At 56.1% G+C, this 17,052-nt stretch carries 17 protein-coding genes and 3 tRNA genes; 10 read left to right on the top strand and 10 right to left on the bottom strand.

The window, feature by feature from the left end; genetic code table 11:
* Positions 1 to 7 precede the first annotated feature (7 nt).
* Together tsaE and nnr are read right to left on the bottom strand one after the other, a co-directional pair.
* Positions 8 to 469 (bottom strand): tRNA (adenosine(37)-N6)-threonylcarbamoyltransferase complex ATPase subunit type 1 TsaE, encoded by a 462-nt coding sequence (gene tsaE / locus GNG26_RS01810; protein ID WP_103177963.1) that lies wholly within the window; start codon positions 467 to 469, stop codon positions 8 to 10.
* Complete coding sequence (nnr, locus tag GNG26_RS01805) at positions 462 to 1,988, bottom strand: bifunctional ADP-dependent NAD(P)H-hydrate dehydratase/NAD(P)H-hydrate epimerase (RefSeq protein ID WP_156237581.1); 1,527 nt, start codon at positions 1,986 to 1,988, stop codon at positions 462 to 464. Before nnr ends, tsaE begins: the two co-directional genes overlap by 8 nt.
* Here nnr and queG point away from each other — a divergent pair.
* The gene (queG, locus tag GNG26_RS01800; protein ID WP_156237580.1) at positions 1,987 to 3,126 is read left to right on the top strand and encodes a tRNA epoxyqueuosine(34) reductase QueG; all 1,140 of its coding nucleotides are present in this window, start codon (positions 1,987 to 1,989) and stop codon (positions 3,124 to 3,126) included. The genes nnr and queG overlap by 2 nt on opposite strands.
* A gap of 270 nt (positions 3,127 to 3,396) precedes the next feature.
* Here queG and GNG26_RS01795 read toward each other — a convergent pair.
* From GNG26_RS01795 to orn, 4 genes are all read right to left on the bottom strand, one after another.
* A tRNA-Gly gene (locus GNG26_RS01795) sits at positions 3,397 to 3,472 on the bottom strand.
* A 32-nt stretch (positions 3,473 to 3,504) separates the two neighbouring features.
* Positions 3,505 to 3,580, bottom strand: a tRNA-Gly gene (locus GNG26_RS01790).
* 151 nt (positions 3,581 to 3,731) lie between these two features.
* Positions 3,732 to 3,807: transfer RNA gene (locus GNG26_RS01785), tRNA-Gly, on the bottom strand.
* 189 nt (positions 3,808 to 3,996) lie between these two features.
* Complete coding sequence (orn, locus tag GNG26_RS01780; RefSeq protein ID WP_039028434.1) at positions 3,997 to 4,542, bottom strand: oligoribonuclease; 546 nt, start codon at positions 4,540 to 4,542, stop codon at positions 3,997 to 3,999.
* 107 nt (positions 4,543 to 4,649) lie between these two features.
* Here orn and rsgA point away from each other — a divergent pair, with 107 nt between their 5' ends.
* The 3 genes from rsgA to mscM all read left to right on the top strand — a co-directional run bounded on the left by rsgA (position 4,650) and on the right by mscM (position 10,110).
* The gene (gene rsgA / locus GNG26_RS01775) at positions 4,650 to 5,702 is read left to right on the top strand and encodes a small ribosomal subunit biogenesis GTPase RsgA (RefSeq protein WP_168191995.1); all 1,053 of its coding nucleotides are present in this window, start codon (positions 4,650 to 4,652) and stop codon (positions 5,700 to 5,702) included.
* A gap of 98 nt (positions 5,703 to 5,800) precedes the next feature.
* A complete protein-coding gene (gene asd, locus GNG26_RS01770) occupies positions 5,801 to 6,769 on the top strand; it encodes an archaetidylserine decarboxylase (RefSeq protein ID WP_114388111.1) in 969 nt (322 codons plus the stop codon).
* A gap of 17 nt (positions 6,770 to 6,786) precedes the next feature.
* Entirely contained in the window at positions 6,787 to 10,110 is a 3,324-nt protein-coding gene (gene mscM, locus GNG26_RS01765) for a miniconductance mechanosensitive channel MscM (RefSeq protein WP_156237579.1), read from the top strand.
* 85 nt (positions 10,111 to 10,195) lie between these two features.
* On the opposite strand, the gene epmA is transcribed toward mscM, so the two are convergent.
* Complete coding sequence (gene epmA / locus GNG26_RS01760) at positions 10,196 to 11,173, bottom strand: elongation factor P--(R)-beta-lysine ligase (RefSeq protein WP_103177957.1); 978 nt, start codon at positions 11,171 to 11,173, stop codon at positions 10,196 to 10,198.
* A gap of 309 nt (positions 11,174 to 11,482) precedes the next feature.
* On the opposite strand from epmA, the gene frdA reads away from it, so the two are divergent.
* From frdA to GNG26_RS01735, 5 genes are all read left to right on the top strand, one after another.
* On the top strand, positions 11,483 to 13,273 hold the full coding sequence (frdA, locus tag GNG26_RS01755; RefSeq protein ID WP_156237578.1) for a fumarate reductase (quinol) flavoprotein subunit: 1,791 nt from the start codon (positions 11,483 to 11,485) through the stop codon (positions 13,271 to 13,273).
* Entirely contained in the window at positions 13,266 to 14,000 is a 735-nt protein-coding gene (locus GNG26_RS01750; RefSeq protein ID WP_103177955.1) for a succinate dehydrogenase/fumarate reductase iron-sulfur subunit, read from the top strand. The genes frdA and GNG26_RS01750 overlap by 8 nt, the downstream gene beginning before the upstream one ends.
* 10 nt (positions 14,001 to 14,010) lie before the next feature.
* The gene (gene frdC / locus GNG26_RS01745; protein WP_103822986.1) at positions 14,011 to 14,406 is read left to right on the top strand and encodes a fumarate reductase subunit FrdC; all 396 of its coding nucleotides are present in this window, start codon (positions 14,011 to 14,013) and stop codon (positions 14,404 to 14,406) included.
* Positions 14,407 to 14,416: 10 nt separating this feature from the next.
* Positions 14,417 to 14,776 (top strand): fumarate reductase subunit FrdD, encoded by a 360-nt coding sequence (gene frdD / locus GNG26_RS01740; RefSeq protein WP_114316095.1) that lies wholly within the window; start codon positions 14,417 to 14,419, stop codon positions 14,774 to 14,776.
* Between the two features lie 87 nt (positions 14,777 to 14,863).
* The gene (locus tag GNG26_RS01735) at positions 14,864 to 15,394 is read left to right on the top strand and encodes a lipocalin family protein (RefSeq protein ID WP_114388115.1); all 531 of its coding nucleotides are present in this window, start codon (positions 14,864 to 14,866) and stop codon (positions 15,392 to 15,394) included.
* On the opposite strand, the gene sugE is transcribed toward GNG26_RS01735, so the two are convergent.
* The gene (gene sugE, locus GNG26_RS01730) at positions 15,391 to 15,708 is read right to left on the bottom strand and encodes a quaternary ammonium compound efflux SMR transporter SugE (RefSeq protein WP_014882209.1); all 318 of its coding nucleotides are present in this window, start codon (positions 15,706 to 15,708) and stop codon (positions 15,391 to 15,393) included. The two genes, GNG26_RS01735 and sugE, sit on opposite strands and share 4 nt — an antisense overlap.
* A 271-nt stretch (positions 15,709 to 15,979) precedes the next feature.
* Between sugE and GNG26_RS01725 the strand changes: the two genes are divergently transcribed.
* A complete protein-coding gene (locus GNG26_RS01725) occupies positions 15,980 to 16,567 on the top strand; it encodes a LuxR C-terminal-related transcriptional regulator (protein WP_156237576.1) in 588 nt (195 codons plus the stop codon).
* A gap of 65 nt (positions 16,568 to 16,632) precedes the next feature.
* On the opposite strand, the gene ecnB is transcribed toward GNG26_RS01725, so the two are convergent.
* Complete coding sequence (gene ecnB, locus GNG26_RS01720) at positions 16,633 to 16,779, bottom strand: lipoprotein toxin entericidin B (RefSeq protein ID WP_103177950.1); 147 nt, start codon at positions 16,777 to 16,779, stop codon at positions 16,633 to 16,635.
* Between the two features lie 106 nt (positions 16,780 to 16,885).
* Positions 16,886 to 16,990: an entericidin A/B family lipoprotein gene (locus tag GNG26_RS01715; protein WP_370463885.1), complete on the bottom strand. Its 105-nt coding sequence runs from the start codon at positions 16,988 to 16,990 to the stop codon at positions 16,886 to 16,888.
* Positions 16,991 to 17,052: the final 62 nt, after the last annotated feature.

Here is a 17,052-nt window from a genome sequence, read left to right as displayed (position 1 = left end):
TCTTAACTTAACCGGCTAAACGCGCCAGTATCGAATTTCCTGATGCGGAGAGAGCAGTCACGCGGGCCTCACGCCCTTGCGCCTGATACTCCAGGTGAATTTCAACATCGGGTTCAGGTAAAACACCGGTCCCCTGCTGCGGCCACTCGACCAGGCAAATGGCATCGTTGGCAAAGTAGTCACGGATCCCCATAAATTCCAGCTCTTCAGGATCGGCAAGGCGATAGAGATCGAAGTGGTAGACCATCAGGTTTTCCAGGGTGTAGGGCTCGACCAGCGTGTAGGTCGGGCTTTTCACATTACCCTGATGCCCCAGCGCCTGTAAGAAGCCCCGGCTAAAGGTTGTCTTACCCGCGCCAAGGTCGCCATACAGATAGATGACGGTTGCGCCTTCGCAGGCCTGCGCCACGCGCTGGCCGAGATCTAAAGTTGCTTGTTCGTCGGGTAAAGGGATCACGCGATTAATCATTTTCTACGTCAGTTATTTTCGGGTTAACGACACGCCTCAGCGTGTCAAAAAGATCGGTTGCCAGCATGCCGCGCGTGCCATAGTGGTCAGCCAGCCGATCGGCTGCTGCACCATGCGCGACGCAGCCTGCGCAGGCGGCATCATAAAGCGCCAGTTTCTGTCCAAGCAACGCGCCAATCATACCGGAAAGCACGTCGCCCATGCCGCCGCTCGCCATTCCGGCATTGCCGACATCCACGATGCCTGTCTCTCCGCTCTCGCTGGCGACGACGGTACCGGCGCCTTTCAGGACGACAACACCACCGTAACGTTTTACCAGACGCTGGGCAGAATGTAAGCGATCGCTTTCAATTTCTGCAACGCTACAGTTAAGCAGCCGCGCGGCCTCGCCGGGGTGCGGCGTCAGGATGCGATTGTGACGTTTATCCGGGTTGATTGCCAGAAGGTTCAGCGCGTCAGCGTCCCATAGCATCGCATGGCGAAAGTTTTCGACCTTGCGTAGTGCCTCTTTCCCCCACGGCTCCTGACCGAGACCGGGGCCAATCACCACCACATCGGCCCATTGCAGACTGTCATCCAGCGCCTTCGGCGTCAGTTCATGCACCATCAGCTCAGGCCGGGCGGTAACGATCGGGGCAATATTTTCGCGGCGGGTGAGGACGCGCACCAGCCCAGCCCCCGTGCGCAGTGCTGCTTCGCCGGTCATGCGAATAGCGCCCGCTGTGCCATGGTCGCCGCCGATAATCACCAGCCGGCCATGATCGCCCTTATGGGAGGTTGAACGGCGTGGCGGCAACCACTGCGCCAGATGCGAGGCATCAAAGCGGGTGATGGCGGTCTCCTGCCCGGCGAGCCAGCCCTCCAGGCCAAGCGCGTGATAATGCAGCGAGCCCACCACATCGCGCGCTTTACCTGTCAACAGGCCCGGTTTAAGAGCAATAAACGTCACCGTATGGTCGGCATTTATGACCGCGCCTGGCGTGGTGCCCGTCTGAGCAACCAGCCCGGAGGGAATATCCAGCGCAACGATGGGGGCCGCATGCTGGTTAGCGTGGGCGATCAATCCGGCAACCTCGTCGCGAGGCGCGCTGCGTAAACCTGTTCCCAGAAGACCGTCAACAATCAGGTCGATGCCTTCCGGCCAGGGGGTATCCGCAGCGTGGATAATCCCCGCCGCATCCAGCCAGGCTTGCCGCGCGTTTGTGGCTTCTTCCGGAAGCGGTTTGTCACTCTCTGTCGCCAGCAGCGTGACGGTAATGCCCGCGGCAAGCGCCAGTCGGGCGACGACATAGCCATCACCGCCGTTATTGCCATGACCGCACAGGATGAGCCAGTGGCGGGATTGCGGATAAGCGGTACGGGCAATGGTGAACGCTGCCTCACCCGCACGTCGCATCAGTTCATAAAGGGTTATGCCCAGACTGTCTGCCGCCTCTTTTTCGGCGCGCCGCAGGTCGTCCGCAGGCCAGACAGAGTGTGGTATACTTGCGGGGTTTTTCTTCACAGTATGGTCCGTCATGTCACAGCCCCTCGATCTCAATCAGTTAGCGCAAAACATTAAACAGTGGGGCGCTGAGCTTGGTTTTCAACACGTGGGTATCACCGATACCGATCTCTCTGCCAGCGAGCCCAAACTGCAGGCATGGCTGGATAATCAATACCACGGCGAGATGGAGTGGATGGCGCGTCACGGCATGATGCGCGCCCGCCCGCATGAACTGTTGCCGGGAACCCTGCGCGTGATCAGCGTGCGTATGAACTACCTTCCCACCGGAGCCGCTTTTGCCAGTACGCTGAAGAACCCCTCTCTGGGGTATGTCAGCCGTTATGCCCTGGGGCGTGACTATCATAAACTGTTGCGTAACCGGCTCAAAAAGCTTGGGGAAAGGATTCAGGAGCAGTGCGCCACGCTGAATTTTAGACCTTTTGTCGATTCTGCGCCTGTTCTTGAGCGCCCGCTGGCGGAAAAAGCGGGGCTCGGCTGGACAGGTAAGCACTCACTTATCCTCAGCCGCGATGCCGGCTCGTTCTTCTTCCTGGGGGAACTGCTGGTGGATATTCCGTTGCCGGTGGATAAGCCGGTCGAAGAAGGCTGCGGCCGCTGTGTGGCCTGTATGACCATCTGCCCTACCGGCGCCATTGTCGAGCCTTACACCGTCGATGCCCGCCGCTGCATCTCCTACCTGACCATTGAACTGGAAGGGGCGATCCCGGAAGAGTTTCGGCCGTTAATCGGCAATCGCATTTACGGCTGCGATGATTGTCAGCTGATCTGCCCATGGAACCGTTATTCACAGCTAACGGAAGAGGACGACTTCAGCCCGCGCAAGGCGTTGCACGCGCCGCCGCTGACAGAGCTGTTTGCCTGGAGCGAAGCCTGGTTCCTGAAAGTGACGGAAGGATCGGCGATTCGCCGTATTGGTCACATCCGCTGGCTGCGTAATATCGCCGTTGCGCTGGGAAATGCTCCCTGGGATGAAGCCAATCTCCGGGCGCTGGAAAGTCGCCGAGGTGAGCACCCACTTCTCGATGAACACATAGAGTGGGCGGTTGCGCAGCAAATCGCCAAACGAAATGCCTGCGTGGTTGAGGTGCAATCTCCGCAGAAACTCAGGCTGGTAAGGGTCGTCGAAAAGGGGCTTCCGAGAGATGCATGATGTTTCCACAGCCTGTGAATAAAAATTAAAAGGCAGAGAGAGACTGGTTCTGGCTATTGGTCAAGTGATCGAGCTAACATTTTGAAATGAAATTTTCTTTATAAATTTCAAGGTGTTAAAACGTTACTATTCATCAGGCGAAGTTTCCGAATATTCGGTAAAAAGAGATTAACCTGTGGATAAGTCTGTTAAGAAGAGTTTGTCAGAAATGAAACAAGTCGTCCCCGGCGGGGCTTTCCGCGGTGGATATCTGGAGGAGGAGAAAAAATTTGGAGCGGGAAACGAGACTCGAACTCGCGACCCCGACCTTGGCAAGGTCGTGCTCTACCAACTGAGCTATTCCCGCTTGGGTGGTGTTACTTCTTTGCGAACAAATTTTGGAGCGGGAAACGAGACTCGAACTCGCGACCCCGACCTTGGCAAGGTCGTGCTCTACCAACTGAGCTATTCCCGCTTAATCTTCGTCTTTCAAGCCGCCACTGCGTTGGCTGCCTTCACTCACCTTAGTCACTTACTTTAGTAAGCTCTTAAGGATTCGTTCAGTTGCCGCCTTGTTGCAACCTGAAATCCTGCGATTGGTGGTCTTACTTCTCAGCGAACAGATTTGGAGCGGGAAACGAGACTCGAACTCGCGACCCCGACCTTGGCAAGGTCGTGCTCTACCAACTGAGCTATTCCCGCAAAATCTGTGCTGTCGTAACGATGAATTCTCTGTCGTTACGGGAGGCGCATTATACGAGAAATCCTTTCTGCTGCAACCCCCCAAAAAGCGTTTTTTTATAAATTTAGTTCAAGTGCTGCAATATTCGTCACATTGTGCAGATTTAAAGCGTTATGCCCCGGCAGGCGCACGCCTGCCGGAAAGATCGCTTATAAATTAATAAAATGTTCGCGGTAGTAGGCCAGCTCCGCCACCGACTCACGGATGTCATCCATGGCCTGGTGGGTGCCCTGCTTCTTAAAGCCGTCGAGAATTTCCGGCTTCCAGCGACGCGCCAGCTCTTTCAGGGTGCTGACATCCAGATAACGGTAGTGGAAATACGCTTCGAGCTCCGGCATGTACTTAAACAGGAAGCGGCGATCCTGGCCGATGCTGTTGCCACAAATCGGTGATTTTCCCTGCGGTACCCACTGCTTCAGAAATTCGATTGTCGCCAGCTCGGCTTCGCGGTCGCCCTGGGTGCTGGCTTTCACGCGATCCACCAGCCCGCTGCCGGTGTGGGTGCGCACGTTCCAGTCATCCATCAGCGCCAGCTGTTCGTCGGACTGGTGCACGGCAATGGTCGGCCCTTCCGCCAGGATATTCAGGTTCGCGTCAGTGACCAGCGTGGCGATCTCAATAATGCGATCGCGCTCGGGATCGAGCCCGGTCATCTCCAGATCGATCCAAATCAGATTGTTTTCATCTGCACTCATGTTATTTTCCACCCTTCTCGCATAACCGGCCGTGGCAGGTTAACTACTATTAATTAGTGTGTATCATAGAGGTTTTGCCCAATATGGGCGACCAGGAGCCAGCACGATTGAGTAAAAATAAACTCTCCAAAGGGCAGCAGCGCCGCGTTAAAGCCAACCATCAGCGCCGCCTTAAAACCACTTCAGAGAAGGTCGACTACGACGACAACCTGTTTGGCGAGCCCGCGGAAGGCATCGTGATTAGCCGCTTCGGTATGCATGCTGATGTGGAGTCTGCCGACGGCGACGTTCACCGCTGCAACATTCGTCGCACCATCCGCTCGCTGGTAACGGGTGACCGCGTGGTGTGGCGCCCCGGTAAAGCCGCTGCTGAAGGCGTGACGGTGAAAGGTATCGTCGAAGCCGTGCACGAGCGCTCGTCGGTATTAACCCGCCCCGACTTTTACGACGGCGTAAAACCGATTGCCGCCAATATCGATCAGATTGTCATTGTCTCGGCCATTCTGCCCGAACTGTCGCTGAACATTATCGACCGTTATCTCGTTGCGTGTGAAACCCTGCAGGTTGAGCCGCTGATCGTCCTGAATAAGATTGATCTGCTCGATGCCGAAGGCACCGCATTTGTTAACGAGCAGATGGATATCTATCGCAAGATTGGCTATCGCGTACTGATGGTTTCAAGCCGTACTCAGGATGGCCTGAAGCCGCTTGAAGAGGCGTTGACCGACCGTATCAGCATCTTTGCGGGCCAGTCCGGGGTGGGCAAATCCAGCCTGCTGAATAATCTGCTTGGCTTGCCGCAAGAGATCCTGACTAACGATGTCTCCGACACCTCCGGTCTTGGCCAGCACACGACTACCGCTTCGCGCCTCTATCACTTCCCGCACGGCGGCGATGTGATCGACTCCCCCGGCGTGCGTGAATTTGGTCTTTGGCATCTTGAACCGGAACAAATCTTTAACGGTTTTGTCGAATTCCACGACTACTTAGGCGCGTGTAAATATCGCGACTGTAAGCATGACAACGACCCGGGCTGCGCCATTCGTGAAGCGGTCGAAAACGGTGAAATTGCGGAAACCCGTTTTGAAAACTACCACCGCATTCTCGAAAGCATGGCTCAGGTAAAAACGCGTAAAAGCTTTTCTGAATCTGATGACTGACAACTAAGCTAAGCGTCGCTAAAATCGTCCCCTTTTTTCAGGTTCCGGCTGTTTAACAGCCGGCTCAGGAACGACAAAACAATGGCCTGGAGGCTACCTTGTTAAACTCATTTAAACTTTCGCTTCAATACATTCTGCCGAAACTGTGGCTCACTCGCCTGGCGGGCTGGGGCGCAAGCAAACGAGCGGGCTGGCTGACTAAGCTGGTAATCGATCTGTTCGTGAAATATTACAAGGTCGATATGCGTGAAGCGCAGAAGCCGGACACCGCCAGCTACCGCACCTTCAACGATTTTTTCGTGCGTCCGCTGCGCGATGAAGTACGCCCTCTGAACACTGACCCAAACGTGCTGGTAATGCCTGCCGACGGCGTGATCAGCCAGTTGGGTGCTATCGAAAACGACAAAATTTTGCAGGCTAAAGGCCATAACTACAGCCTGGAAGCCCTGCTGGCCGGTAACTACCTGATGGCGGATCTGTTCCGCAACGGTACGTTTGCTACCACCTACCTGTCGCCACGCGACTACCACCGCGTGCATATGCCGTGCAACGGTATCCTGCGCGAGATGATCTACGTGCCGGGCGATCTCTTCTCGGTTAACCACCTCACCGCGCAAAACGTACCGAACCTGTTTGCCCGTAACGAGCGCGTTATCTGCCTGTTCGACACCGAGTTCGGCCCGATGGCGCAGATTCTGGTGGGTGCGACCATTGTCGGCAGCATCGAAACGGTCTGGGCGGGCACCATTACGCCGCCGCGTGAAGGGATCATCAAACGCTGGACGTGGCCTGCGGGCGAAAGCGAAGGTTCCGTGGCGCTGCTTAAAGGCCAGGAGATGGGCCGCTTCAAGCTCGGCTCCACCGTTATCAACCTGTTTGCGCCGGGTAAAGTGAAGCTGGTAGAGCAGCTTGAAAGTCTGTCCGTGACCAAGCTCGGCCAGCCGCTGGCGGTATCAACAGAGCCCTTCGTCACCACGGATGCAGAGCCTGCGCCACTGCCAGCAGAAGAGATTGCCGCCGAACACGAAGCCAGCCCACTGGTCGACGATAAAAAAGACGTAAGCTAAGCAAAAGGTAAACTGACGTGCGCCTGATTATCACTTTTCTGATGGCCTGGTGCCTCAGTATGGGGGCCTACGCAGCGACGGCTCCCGATACCAAACAAATCACGCAAGAACTGGAGCAGGCAAAGGCGGCGAAACCCGCCCAGCCAGAAGCCGTAGAGGTGCTCCAGGCTGCGCTGAACGCCCTTGAGGAGCGTAAAGGCTCCCTTGAGCGTGCCACGCAGTATCAGCAGGTTATCGATAATTTCCCCAAACTTTCGCAAACCCTCCGCGCACAGCTGAGCGATATCCGTGAAGAGCCGCGTCAGGTGCCCGCGGGCTTAACCTCTGACGCGCTCAACCAGGAGATCCTGCAGGTCAGCAGCCAGCTACTGGAAAAAACCCGCCAGGCGCAGCAGGAGCAGGAGCGTGCCCGGGATATCGCCGACTCGCTGAACCAGCTGCCACAGCAGCAAACCGACGCCCGCCGCCAGCTCAATGAGGTTGAACGCCGGGCCGGAACGCAAACCGGCAATACCGCCCTTAACCAGGCACAGAATCTCGGCATGCAGGCGGAATCAGCCAGATTAAAAGCCCTGGTGGATGAACTGGAGCTGGCGCAACTCTCGGCTAACAACCGTCAGGAGCTGGCGCGTATGCGCTCTGAGCTGGCGAAAAAGCAGGGTGAGCAGCTGGACGCTTATCTTCAGGCGCTGCGCAATCAGCTGAACAGCCAGCGCCAGCGTGAAGCTGAGCGGGCGCTGGAAAGCACCGAGATGCTGGCGGAGAACAGCGAGAACCTGCCCTCCGGCATCGTTGAGCAATTCAAAGTCAACCGGGAGCTTTCGGCCGCGCTTAACCAACAGGCGCAGCGTATGGATCTGGTGGCCTCGCAGCAACGTCAGGCAACCAGTCAGACCCTGCAGGTGCGCCAGGCGCTGAATACCCTTCGCGAACAGTCCCAGTGGCTGGGGTCGTCGAATCTGCTGGGCGAGGCGCTGCGCGCTCAGGTTGCCCGTCTGCCCGAGATGCCAAAACCGCAGCAGCTGGATACCGAAATGGCACAGCTGCGCGTACAGCGTCTGCGCTTTGAGGATCAACTGAATAAGCAGCCCCAGTTGCGCCAGATCCACCAGCCGGATGGCAAGCCGCTGACCGCCGAACAAAACCGGATTCTGGAAGCCCAGCTGAGAACCCAGCGCGAGCTGCTGAACTCTCTGTTGCAGGGCGGCGATACGCTGCTGCTCGAACTGACCAAACTGAAAGTGTCGAACAGCCAGCTGGAAGATGCGTTAAAAGAGGTCAACGAGGCGACCCACCGCTATCTGTTCTGGACCTCGGACGTGCGCCCTGTCTCCTTCTCCTGGCCGATTGATATTGTTCAGGACCTGCGCCGCTTAATTTCGCTGGATACCTTCAGCCAGCTTGGCAAAGCCAGCATTATGATGCTCACCAGCAAGGAGACGATTTTCCCGCTGCTGGGGGCGCTGATCCTGGTCGGATTCAGCATTTATTCGCGTCGCCATTTCACCCGCTTCCTTGACCGCTCCAGCGCCCGTGTAGGCAAAGTGACGCAGGATCATTTCTGGCTCACGCTGCGCACGGTTTTCTGGTCGATTCTGGTTGCCTCACCGCTGCCGGTGCTGTGGATGACCCTGGGTTATGGCCTGCGCGAAGCCTGGCCTTACCCGCTGGCGGTGGCGATAGGTTTCGGGGTGACGGCTACCGTGCCGCTGCTGTGGGTGGTGATGATCTGCGCCACCTTCGCGCGCCCGAACGGGCTGTTTGTCGCCCACTTTGGCTGGCCGCGTAATCGCGTGGCGCGGGCCATGCGCTACTACCTGATGAGCATTGGGCTTATCGTGCCGCTGATTATGGCGCTGATCATGTTTGATAACCTCAACGATCGGGAGTTTTCCGGCTCGCTGGGTCGCCTCTGCTTTATGCTGATTTGCGGTGCGCTGGCGGTGGTGACACTGAGCCTGAAGAAAGCCGGGATCCCGCTCTATCTCGACAAAGAGGGTAGCGGCGATAACATGGTCAACCATATGCTGTGGAATCTGCTGCTCGGCGCCCCGCTGGCGGCGATCCTCGCGGCTGCCGTCGGCTATCTGGCCACCGCTCAGGCGCTGCTGGCCCGTCTTGAGACGTCGGTAGCGATCTGGTTCCTGCTGCTGGTGGTCTACCACGTGATCCGCCGCTGGATGCTGATCCAGCGCCGTCGCCTGGCCTTCGACCGGGCGAAAAACCGCCGGGCTGAAATCCTTGCCCAGCGGGCGCGCGGCGAAGAAGAGCCAGCCCATATGCTCAGCACCGAAGGAGTAGTGGAAGTGGATGAAACGGAGCTGGATCTGGATGCCATCAGTACCCAGTCCCTGCGGCTGGTACGATCCATCCTGATGCTGATCGCCCTGCTCTCCGTTATCTTCCTGTGGTCGGAAATTCATTCGGCGTTTGGCTTCCTGGAGAACATCACCCTCTGGGATGTGACCTCGACGGTACAGGGCGTGGAGAGTCTGGAGCCGATTACGCTCGGCGCAGTCCTGATTGCCATTCTGGTCTTCATCATCACCACCCAGCTGATCCGGAACTTCCCGGCGCTGCTGGAGCTGGCCCTGTTGCAGCATCTGGATTTGACCCCAGGAACCGGATACGCCATCACCACCATCACCAAATACCTGCTAATGCTCTTTGGCGGGCTGGTGGGCTTCTCGATGATCGGCATTGAGTGGTCGAAGTTGCAGTGGCTGGTTGCTGCGCTCGGGGTGGGGCTCGGGTTTGGTTTGCAGGAGATCTTCGCCAACTTTATCTCCGGCCTGATCATCCTGTTTGAAAAGCCGATTCGTATTGGCGATACCGTGACGATCCGCGATCTGACCGGGAGCATCACCAAAATCAACACCCGCGCTACCACCATCAGCGACTGGGACCGCAAAGAGATCATCGTGCCAAACAAGGCGTTTATCACCGAGCAGTTTATTAACTGGTCGCTCTCTGACTCCGTCACGCGTGTGGTCCTGACCGTGCCGGCACCGTCGGATGCCAACAGCGAAGAGGTAACGCAGATCCTCTACACGGCGGCCGAGCGCTGCTCGCTGGTGATCAGCACCCCGGAGCCGGAAGTGTTCCTGGTGGATTTACAGCAGGGGATCCAGATTTTCGAACTGCGTATTTACGCAGCGGAAATGGGCCATCGTATGCCGCTGCGTCATGAGATCCACCAGCTGATACTGGCGGGCTTCCGTGAACACGGTATCGATATGCCGTTCCCACCGTTCCAGATGCGTCTGGAAACGCTGGACGGACGTAAGACGGGAAGAACGTTGACGTCGGCTGCGAAGCAGCGCCCGGCGGGGAGTTTGTAGTGCAAATGCCGGGTGGCGCTACGCTTACCCGGCCTACAAAATCCGTAGGCCCTTGCAAGCGCAGCGCCGCCGGGCAAACAAAATGTCAGGCGCGATCTACGGTAAACGCAATCACATCACCCAGTTGCTCGGCGCCCAGCGCCAGCATCACCAGACGATCAACGCCCAGCGCCACGCCGGAGCAGTCCGGCAGGCCCGCTTTTAACGCACCCAGTAAGTTGTGGTCGATAGGCTGTTGCGGCAGGCCGCGTGCGGCACGCTTGCGGTTATCCTGTTCGAAACGCTGTTGCTGCTCCCGGGCATCGGTCAGCTCATGGAAACCATTCGCCAGTTCAATACCTTTAAAGTAAACCTCGAAGCGCTCCGCCACACGGTGGTCTTCCGTGCTGATTTGCGCCAGTGACGCCTGGCTTGCCGGGAAGTGATAGACGAAGGTCGGGCGATCTTTACCAATCTGCGGCTCAACACCAAAGGTAAAGAGCATCTGCAGCAGCGTATCGCGATCTTCTTCGGTATCGGCAATGTTGCTGAGATCCAGTTTTGCTGCAGCTTCACGCAGTTGCGTTTTGTCAGCCGAGAGCGGATCAATCTCCAGATGACGCTGGAAAGCCTGCTGATAAGAGAGCGTTTCGGCTTCCGGGCACTCCAGCACCTGTTGCAGCAGGTCGTCCACCTCGTTCATCAGGCGGTACATGTCATAGTGCGGACGGTACCACTCCAGCATGGTGAATTCCGGATTGTGATGACGCCCCATCTCTTCATTGCGGAAACTGCGGCACAGTTGGTACACCGGGCCACATCCGGCTGCCAGCAGGCGTTTCATGTGGTATTCCGGGCTGGTCATCAGATAGAGATTCATCCCCTGAGAGTGACCAGGGCCAACAAAACGGGTTTCAAACGGCACCAGATGAATATCCGTGACCGTCGCCTGACTCATGCAGGGCGTTTCCACCTCCAGCACTCCGCGGTCGGCAAAGAAGCGGCGGATCTCCGCCATAATCGCTGCGCGTTTTAACAGATTGGGGATGGATGCGCTCGGCTGCCAGGTGGCCGTTTCGCTCATGAGAATTTCTCCGATTTCAGACAAGGGGACGAAGTCTACTCGCAACCCAGGGCGGAGACAAATTTTGCCCAGTGAATTTTAGGATTTTCATAACTTCCAATAATTACGTGACGCAATTCATCAATTGCAGTGATAAATGAAGGGAAATAACCGCAAAAAAATCGAACACGTCAAATTTCCCTTCTTTCCCTGCGGCTATACTGCGTTACCCATAAAGGAGCAGTGGAATCGCTTTCGCATTCGCCCTCCGGGGCCCTGCCCTACCCTAGGGTAGTCATGATGCGAATATCAAAAATCTGGAGGAATGTCGTGCATACCTTTCAAGCCGATCTTGCCATTATAGGCGCTGGCGGAGCAGGATTACGCGCAGCGATAGCTGCAGCCCAGGCTAATCCGAACGCTAAAATCGCCCTGATTTCAAAAGTATACCCAATGCGCAGCCATACGGTTGCCGCCGAAGGGGGATCCGCCGCCGTCGCGCAGGATCATGACAGCTTTGATTATCACTTCCACGACACGGTGGCCGGCGGCGACTGGCTATGCGAGCAGGATGTCGTTGATTATTTCGTCCATCATTGCCCGACGGAAATGACCCAGCTTGAGCAGTGGGGTTGTCCGTGGAGCCGCCGGGATGACGGCAGCGTCAACGTGCGTCGCTTTGGCGGCATGAAAATTGAGCGTACCTGGTTTGCCGCCGATAAAACGGGCTTCCATATGCTCCACACCCTGTTCCAGACATCACTCCAGTTTCCCCAGATCCAGCGCTTCGACGAACATTTCGTCCTCGACATTCTGGTCGATGACGGCCAGGCTCGCGGCCTGGTGGCGATGAATATGATGGAAGGTACGCTGGTCCAGATCCGCGCCAATGCTGTGGTGATGGCGACCGGCGGGGCCGGACGTGTCTACCGCTATAACACCAACGGCGGCATCGTGACCGGCGACGGGATGGGCATGGCGCTACAGCACGGCGTTCCGCTGCGCGATATGGAGTTCGTGCAGTATCACCCAACCGGCCTGCCGGGTTCCGGTATTCTGATGACTGAAGGCTGCCGCGGTGAAGGCGGTATTCTGGTCAATAAAGACGGCTATCGCTATCTGCAGGATTACGGCATGGGCCCGGAAACGCCGCTGGGCGAGCCGAAGAACAAATATATGGAGCTCGGCCCGCGCGATAAAGTGTCCCAGGCTTTCTGGCATGAGTGGCGTAAAGGCAACACCATCCCTACCCCGCGCGGCGATGTGGTCTACCTCGATCTGCGTCACCTGGGTGAGAAAAAACTGCTGGAACGTCTGCCGTTCATCTGTGAACTGTCCAAAGCCTATGTCGGCGTCGACCCGGTTAAAGATCCGATTCCTGTGCGTCCAACCGCGCACTACACCATGGGCGGTATCGAAACCGATCAGCAGTGTGAAACCCGCATTCAGGGCCTGTTTGCAGTGGGCGAATGCTCCTCCGTTGGCCTGCACGGGGCTAACCGTCTCGGTTCAAACTCGCTGGCGGAACTGGTGGTGTTTGGCCGTCTGGCCGGTGAGCAGGCCGTTGCGCGCGCCGCTGCCGCTGGTGAGGCGAACGACGCCGCGCTCGATGCGCAGGCAGCCGATGTCGAGCAGCGCCTGAAAAATCTGGTGAATCAGGAAGGCAGCGAAAACTGGGCGAAGATCCGCGATGAGATGGGGCTCTCTATGGAAGAGGGCTGTGGTATTTACCGTACGCCGGAGCTGATGCAGAAAACCATCGATAAGCTGGCTGAGCTGCAGGAGCGCTTCAAACGCGTGCGGGTGACGGATACCTCCAGCGTCTTCAATACCGATCTGCTCTACACCATTGAGCTGGGCCACGGGCTGAATGTTGCCGAATGTATGGCGCACTCCGCCATGGCGCGTAAAGAGTCGCGCGGCGCGCATCAGCGTCTGGACGAAGGCTGCACCGAGCGTGACGACGTGAACTTCCTCAAGCACACCCTCGCTTATCGCGATGCGGACGGCACGACCCGTCTGGACTACAGCGACGTGAAAATCACCACGCTGCCACCAGCGAAACGCGTTTACGGTGCAGAAGCGGAAGCAGCCGATAAGAAGGAGACGGCGAATGGCTGAGATGCAAACCCTGAAAGTAGAAGTGGTGCGCTATAACCCGGAAGTGGATAGCGCCCCGCACAGTGCTTTCTATGAAGTCCCTTACGATGAACAGACCTCCCTGCTGGATGCGCTGGGTTATATCAAAGACAATCTGGCGCCGGACCTGAGCTATCGCTGGTCCTGCCGTATGGCCATTTGCGGCTCCTGCGGCATGATGGTCAACAAGGTGCCTAAGCTGGCCTGTAAAACCTTCCTGCGTGAATACCCGAAGGGCATGAAAGTCGAGGCTCTGGGGAACTTCCCGATTGAGCGCGATCTGGTGGTCGACATGACCCACTTTATCGAAAGCCTGGAAGCCATTAAGCCATACATCATTGGTAACCCGCGCACACCGGATCAAGGGCCTAACAAACAGACCCCGGCGCAGATGGCCAAATACCATCAGTTCTCCGGCTGTATCAACTGCGGTCTGTGCTATGCCGCCTGTCCGCAGTTTGGCCTGAATCCGGAGTTTATCGGGCCAGCAGCCATTACCCTGGCGCATCGCTACAACGAAGACAGCCGCGATCACGGTAAGAAAGAACGTATGACGCAGCTGAACGGCCAGAACGGCGTATGGACCTGTACCTTTGTCGGCTACTGCTCGGAAGTCTGTCCGAAGCATGTCGATCCGGCCGCCGCGATCCAACAGGGTAAGGTGGAAAGTTCGAAAGACTTTCTTATCGCCACCCTGAAACCACGCTAAGGAGTGCATGATGACGACTAAACGCAAAGCCTATGTACGGCCAATGCCGTCCACCTGGTGGAAAAATCTGCCGTTTTATCGCTTCTATATGCTGCGTGAAGGCACAGCAGTACCGGCGGTGTGGTTCAGCATTGAGTTGATGTACGGCCTGTTTGCTCTTAAACACGGTCCGGAAACCTGGGCCGGTTTCGTCGGGTTCCTGCAGAATCCGATTGTGGTGATCCTGAATATCATCGTGCTGGCGGCGGCGCTGTTGCATACCAAAACCTGGTTTGAACTGGCGCCAAAAGCGGCAAATATTATCGTGAAAAACGAAAAACTTGGGCCAGAGCCAGTCATTAAGGGACTCTGGGTGGTGACTGCGGTGGTAACCGTGGTGATTCTTGGCGTAGCCCTGTTCTGGTAAGGAGACCATCGTGATTAATCCAAATCCAAAACGCTCTGATGAACCCGTCTTCTGGGGTCTTTTTGGAGCAGGCGGCATGTGGTGCGCCATTATCGCGCCAGTCATTGTTCTGCTGGTGGGCATTATGCTGCCGCTGGGGCTCTATCCTGGCGATGCGCTGAGCTACGAGCGGGTGCTGGCCTTTGCCCACAGCTTTATTGGTCGGGTATTCATCTTCCTGATGATTGTTCTGCCGCTGTGGTGCGGTTTGCACCGTATTCATCACGCCATGCATGACCTGAAGATCCACGTGCCTAACGGTAAATGGGTGTTCTACGGTCTGGCGGCTATTCTGAGCGTCGTCACGCTGGTTGCCGTGGTCTTTATGTGATCTCTCCCCCGCTCTCCCGCCTGCCGGTGGGAGAGCAAAATTCCTGACAGGTTCTACACTTAACAAAAATCCTGTAAGGATATTCTTATGCGCATCCTGCCTGTCATCGCCGCAGTTACCGTTGCGTTTCTGGTTGTTGCCTGTAGCTCCCCTACCCCACCCCGGGGCGTGACGGTTGTTCGTCCTTTTGAAGTCCAGCGATTCCTTGGCACCTGGTATGAAATTGCCCGCTTTGACCACCGTTTTGAACGTGGACTGGAAAAAGTGACAGCGAATTACAGCCTGATGCAAGACGGGGGAATCCAGGTGATCAACCGGGGCTACAATCCTGCACGCGGCATGTGGCAGAAGGTGACGGGCAAGGCGTACTTTACCGGCGCGTCTGATACCGCAGCGCTGAAAGTCTCCTTCATAGGCCCTTTTTATGGCGGTTATAACGTGATTGCGCTGGATAAAGATTACCGGCATGCGCTGGTGTGCGGGCCAGATCGCGATTACCTGTGGCTCCTCTCCCGCACACCGACGATTTCAGATGAGATGAAACAAGCGTTACTGGATTCCGCAACGCGTCAGGGATTTGATGTCAGTAAGCTTATCTGGGTTGAGCAGACCCATTAATGGGTGCTGAGCTTCAGCCCGATAATACCGGCAACAATCAATGCGAGACTGGCAATACGCGCCAGGCTCGCAGACTCGCCCAGCAGTAAAATCCCGGTAATGGCCGCCCCTACCGCACCGATCCCCGTCCATACGGCATAAGCCGTTCCCACAGGCAGCGAACGCATCGCCCAGGAGAGCAGCACGATGCTTACAATCATGGCAGAGACGGTAATCACGCTGGGGGTGAGACGCGTAAAGCCGTGGGTATATTTCAGGCCGATGGCCCATACGACTTCGAGTAAACCGGCAATAAAAAGGATGATCCAGGACATTTCAGGCTCCTTAACTTAAATAACAGTCTGGGGCCGTCCCCGATGAAAGAAACACTTACAGGTCGTCCTGTAAGGGATAGGAATTTCCTATTGTGAAGAGCTTGAATTCTTTTTTCAACTCGTTTGTTTTATTCAATAGTTGAGACATTAAAGCCAGGAAATAGACGCAATTCGCAGCGAAATTCAGTCATTTATTACTCATCCGACTTCTTTATGATGGGGCACTTCCTGATAGCAGGAAGCGACTATACTTTGCCGATTGCGAAATAAAATGTTCAAAATTCTCTTGATTGACCGGTGTCATTACACCCGTAAGGGCCTGGAAATGTGGATCAATCATTCAGGGCTATTTCCTTCACCCGTGCTGGTGACGGGCCTTAACAATCTCTTTCTTGCCAGAGAGCATATCCTGCAGTGGAAGCCGACGCTGGTTATCGCCGATTTTCAAGGATTTACGTCAGACATTCAGCATATCCAGCAGCTCTCTTCGGTGATAAACGCCAGTAAAACTGTGCCTTTCATTTCGCTTCATTCCGATGAACACCCTGAAATGTCAGCCTTTATGGATACTTTTCCTTTGTGGGCGTCGTTGTCTAAAACGGCCCCGCTGGACGTACTGGCCCAGACGATTAACGCCGCATTAGCCGCACAGGACGTCAGTGAGCCAGGGCCTGCCGCGACGCCATTATTGACGCGCCAGGAGGAGAAGGTGTTGATGCTGTGGATGGATGGCGCCAGCAACCACATCATTGCCAGCAAACTGAGGATTCATGGAAAAACGGTTTATACCTACAAGCGCAATATTCGCATGAAATTGCACATGGATACCCGGTACTCGCCGTTTCTGTCACTGCCCTGAGCGGTAAACTGAGGGTACGGCGATTCAATTTTCAACACCGTACCGCCCAAAATTACGCCTGTGCTTTAGTTCTGTGCTTTAGTTGCCGCACCAGAAATCGCGCTGCCGCCAGAGGAGATATCCTCACCGACGCCGCGAGTGGTATTACAGGCGGTTAATACAGATGAAAGCACCAGGACAGAAAAGATCGCTACACATGTTTTCTTAAGCATAATGTCTTCCTTTTTTAGGCAAAGTTATTTTGTACAGCTACATAAGCATAGCCAGGATCCCGACGAGTGCCGGAAAAGGAAGAATTTTTAGGAAAAGTAGAAAGTATCAGGAGGCGGCGTGCGAAATAGCATTACCCAGGCTTCTGATATCTTCCCCGACACCACGAGCGGTGTTGCAGCCGGAAAGCAGAGCGCTGGCAATCATTGTCATCAGGATAATTTTGAGTGTACGCGACATCTTCCATGACCCTTCTTTAGAATGGTAAGGCGCAG

Source organism: Leclercia sp. J807 (genome assembly GCF_009734465.1).
Taxonomy (GTDB): domain Bacteria; phylum Pseudomonadota; class Gammaproteobacteria; order Enterobacterales; family Enterobacteriaceae; genus Enterobacter.
This window is presented reverse-complemented; position numbering and strand designations above follow the sequence as displayed.

Bases quoted from the DNA above. Each gene is read 5' to 3' on its own strand.
- tsaE (WP_103177963.1), bottom strand. From the start codon at position 469: ATGATTAATCGCGTGATCCCTTTACCCGACGAACAAGCAACTTTAGAT.
- queG (WP_156237580.1), top strand. From the start codon at position 1,987: ATGTCACAGCCCCTCGATCTCAATCAGTTAGCGCAAAACATTAAACAG.
- nnr (WP_156237581.1), bottom strand. From the start codon at position 1,988: ATGACGGACCATACTGTGAAGAAAAACCCCGCAAGTATACCACACTCT.
- orn (WP_039028434.1), bottom strand. From the start codon at position 4,542: ATGAGTGCAGATGAAAACAATCTGATTTGGATCGATCTGGAGATGACC.
- epmA (WP_103177957.1), bottom strand. From the start codon at position 11,173: ATGAGCGAAACGGCCACCTGGCAGCCGAGCGCATCCATCCCCAATCTG.
- GNG26_RS01750 (WP_103177955.1), top strand. From the start codon at position 13,266: ATGGCTGAGATGCAAACCCTGAAAGTAGAAGTGGTGCGCTATAACCCG.
- frdC (WP_103822986.1), top strand. From the start codon at position 14,011: ATGACGACTAAACGCAAAGCCTATGTACGGCCAATGCCGTCCACCTGG.
- GNG26_RS01735 (WP_114388115.1), top strand. From the start codon at position 14,864: ATGCGCATCCTGCCTGTCATCGCCGCAGTTACCGTTGCGTTTCTGGTT.
- sugE (WP_014882209.1), bottom strand. From the start codon at position 15,708: ATGTCCTGGATCATCCTTTTTATTGCCGGTTTACTCGAAGTCGTATGG.
- GNG26_RS01725 (WP_156237576.1), top strand. From the start codon at position 15,980: ATGTTCAAAATTCTCTTGATTGACCGGTGTCATTACACCCGTAAGGGC.
- ecnB (WP_103177950.1), bottom strand. From the start codon at position 16,779: ATGCTTAAGAAAACATGTGTAGCGATCTTTTCTGTCCTGGTGCTTTCA.
- GNG26_RS01715 (WP_370463885.1), bottom strand. From the start codon at position 16,990: ATGACAATGATTGCCAGCGCTCTGCTTTCCGGCTGCAACACCGCTCGT.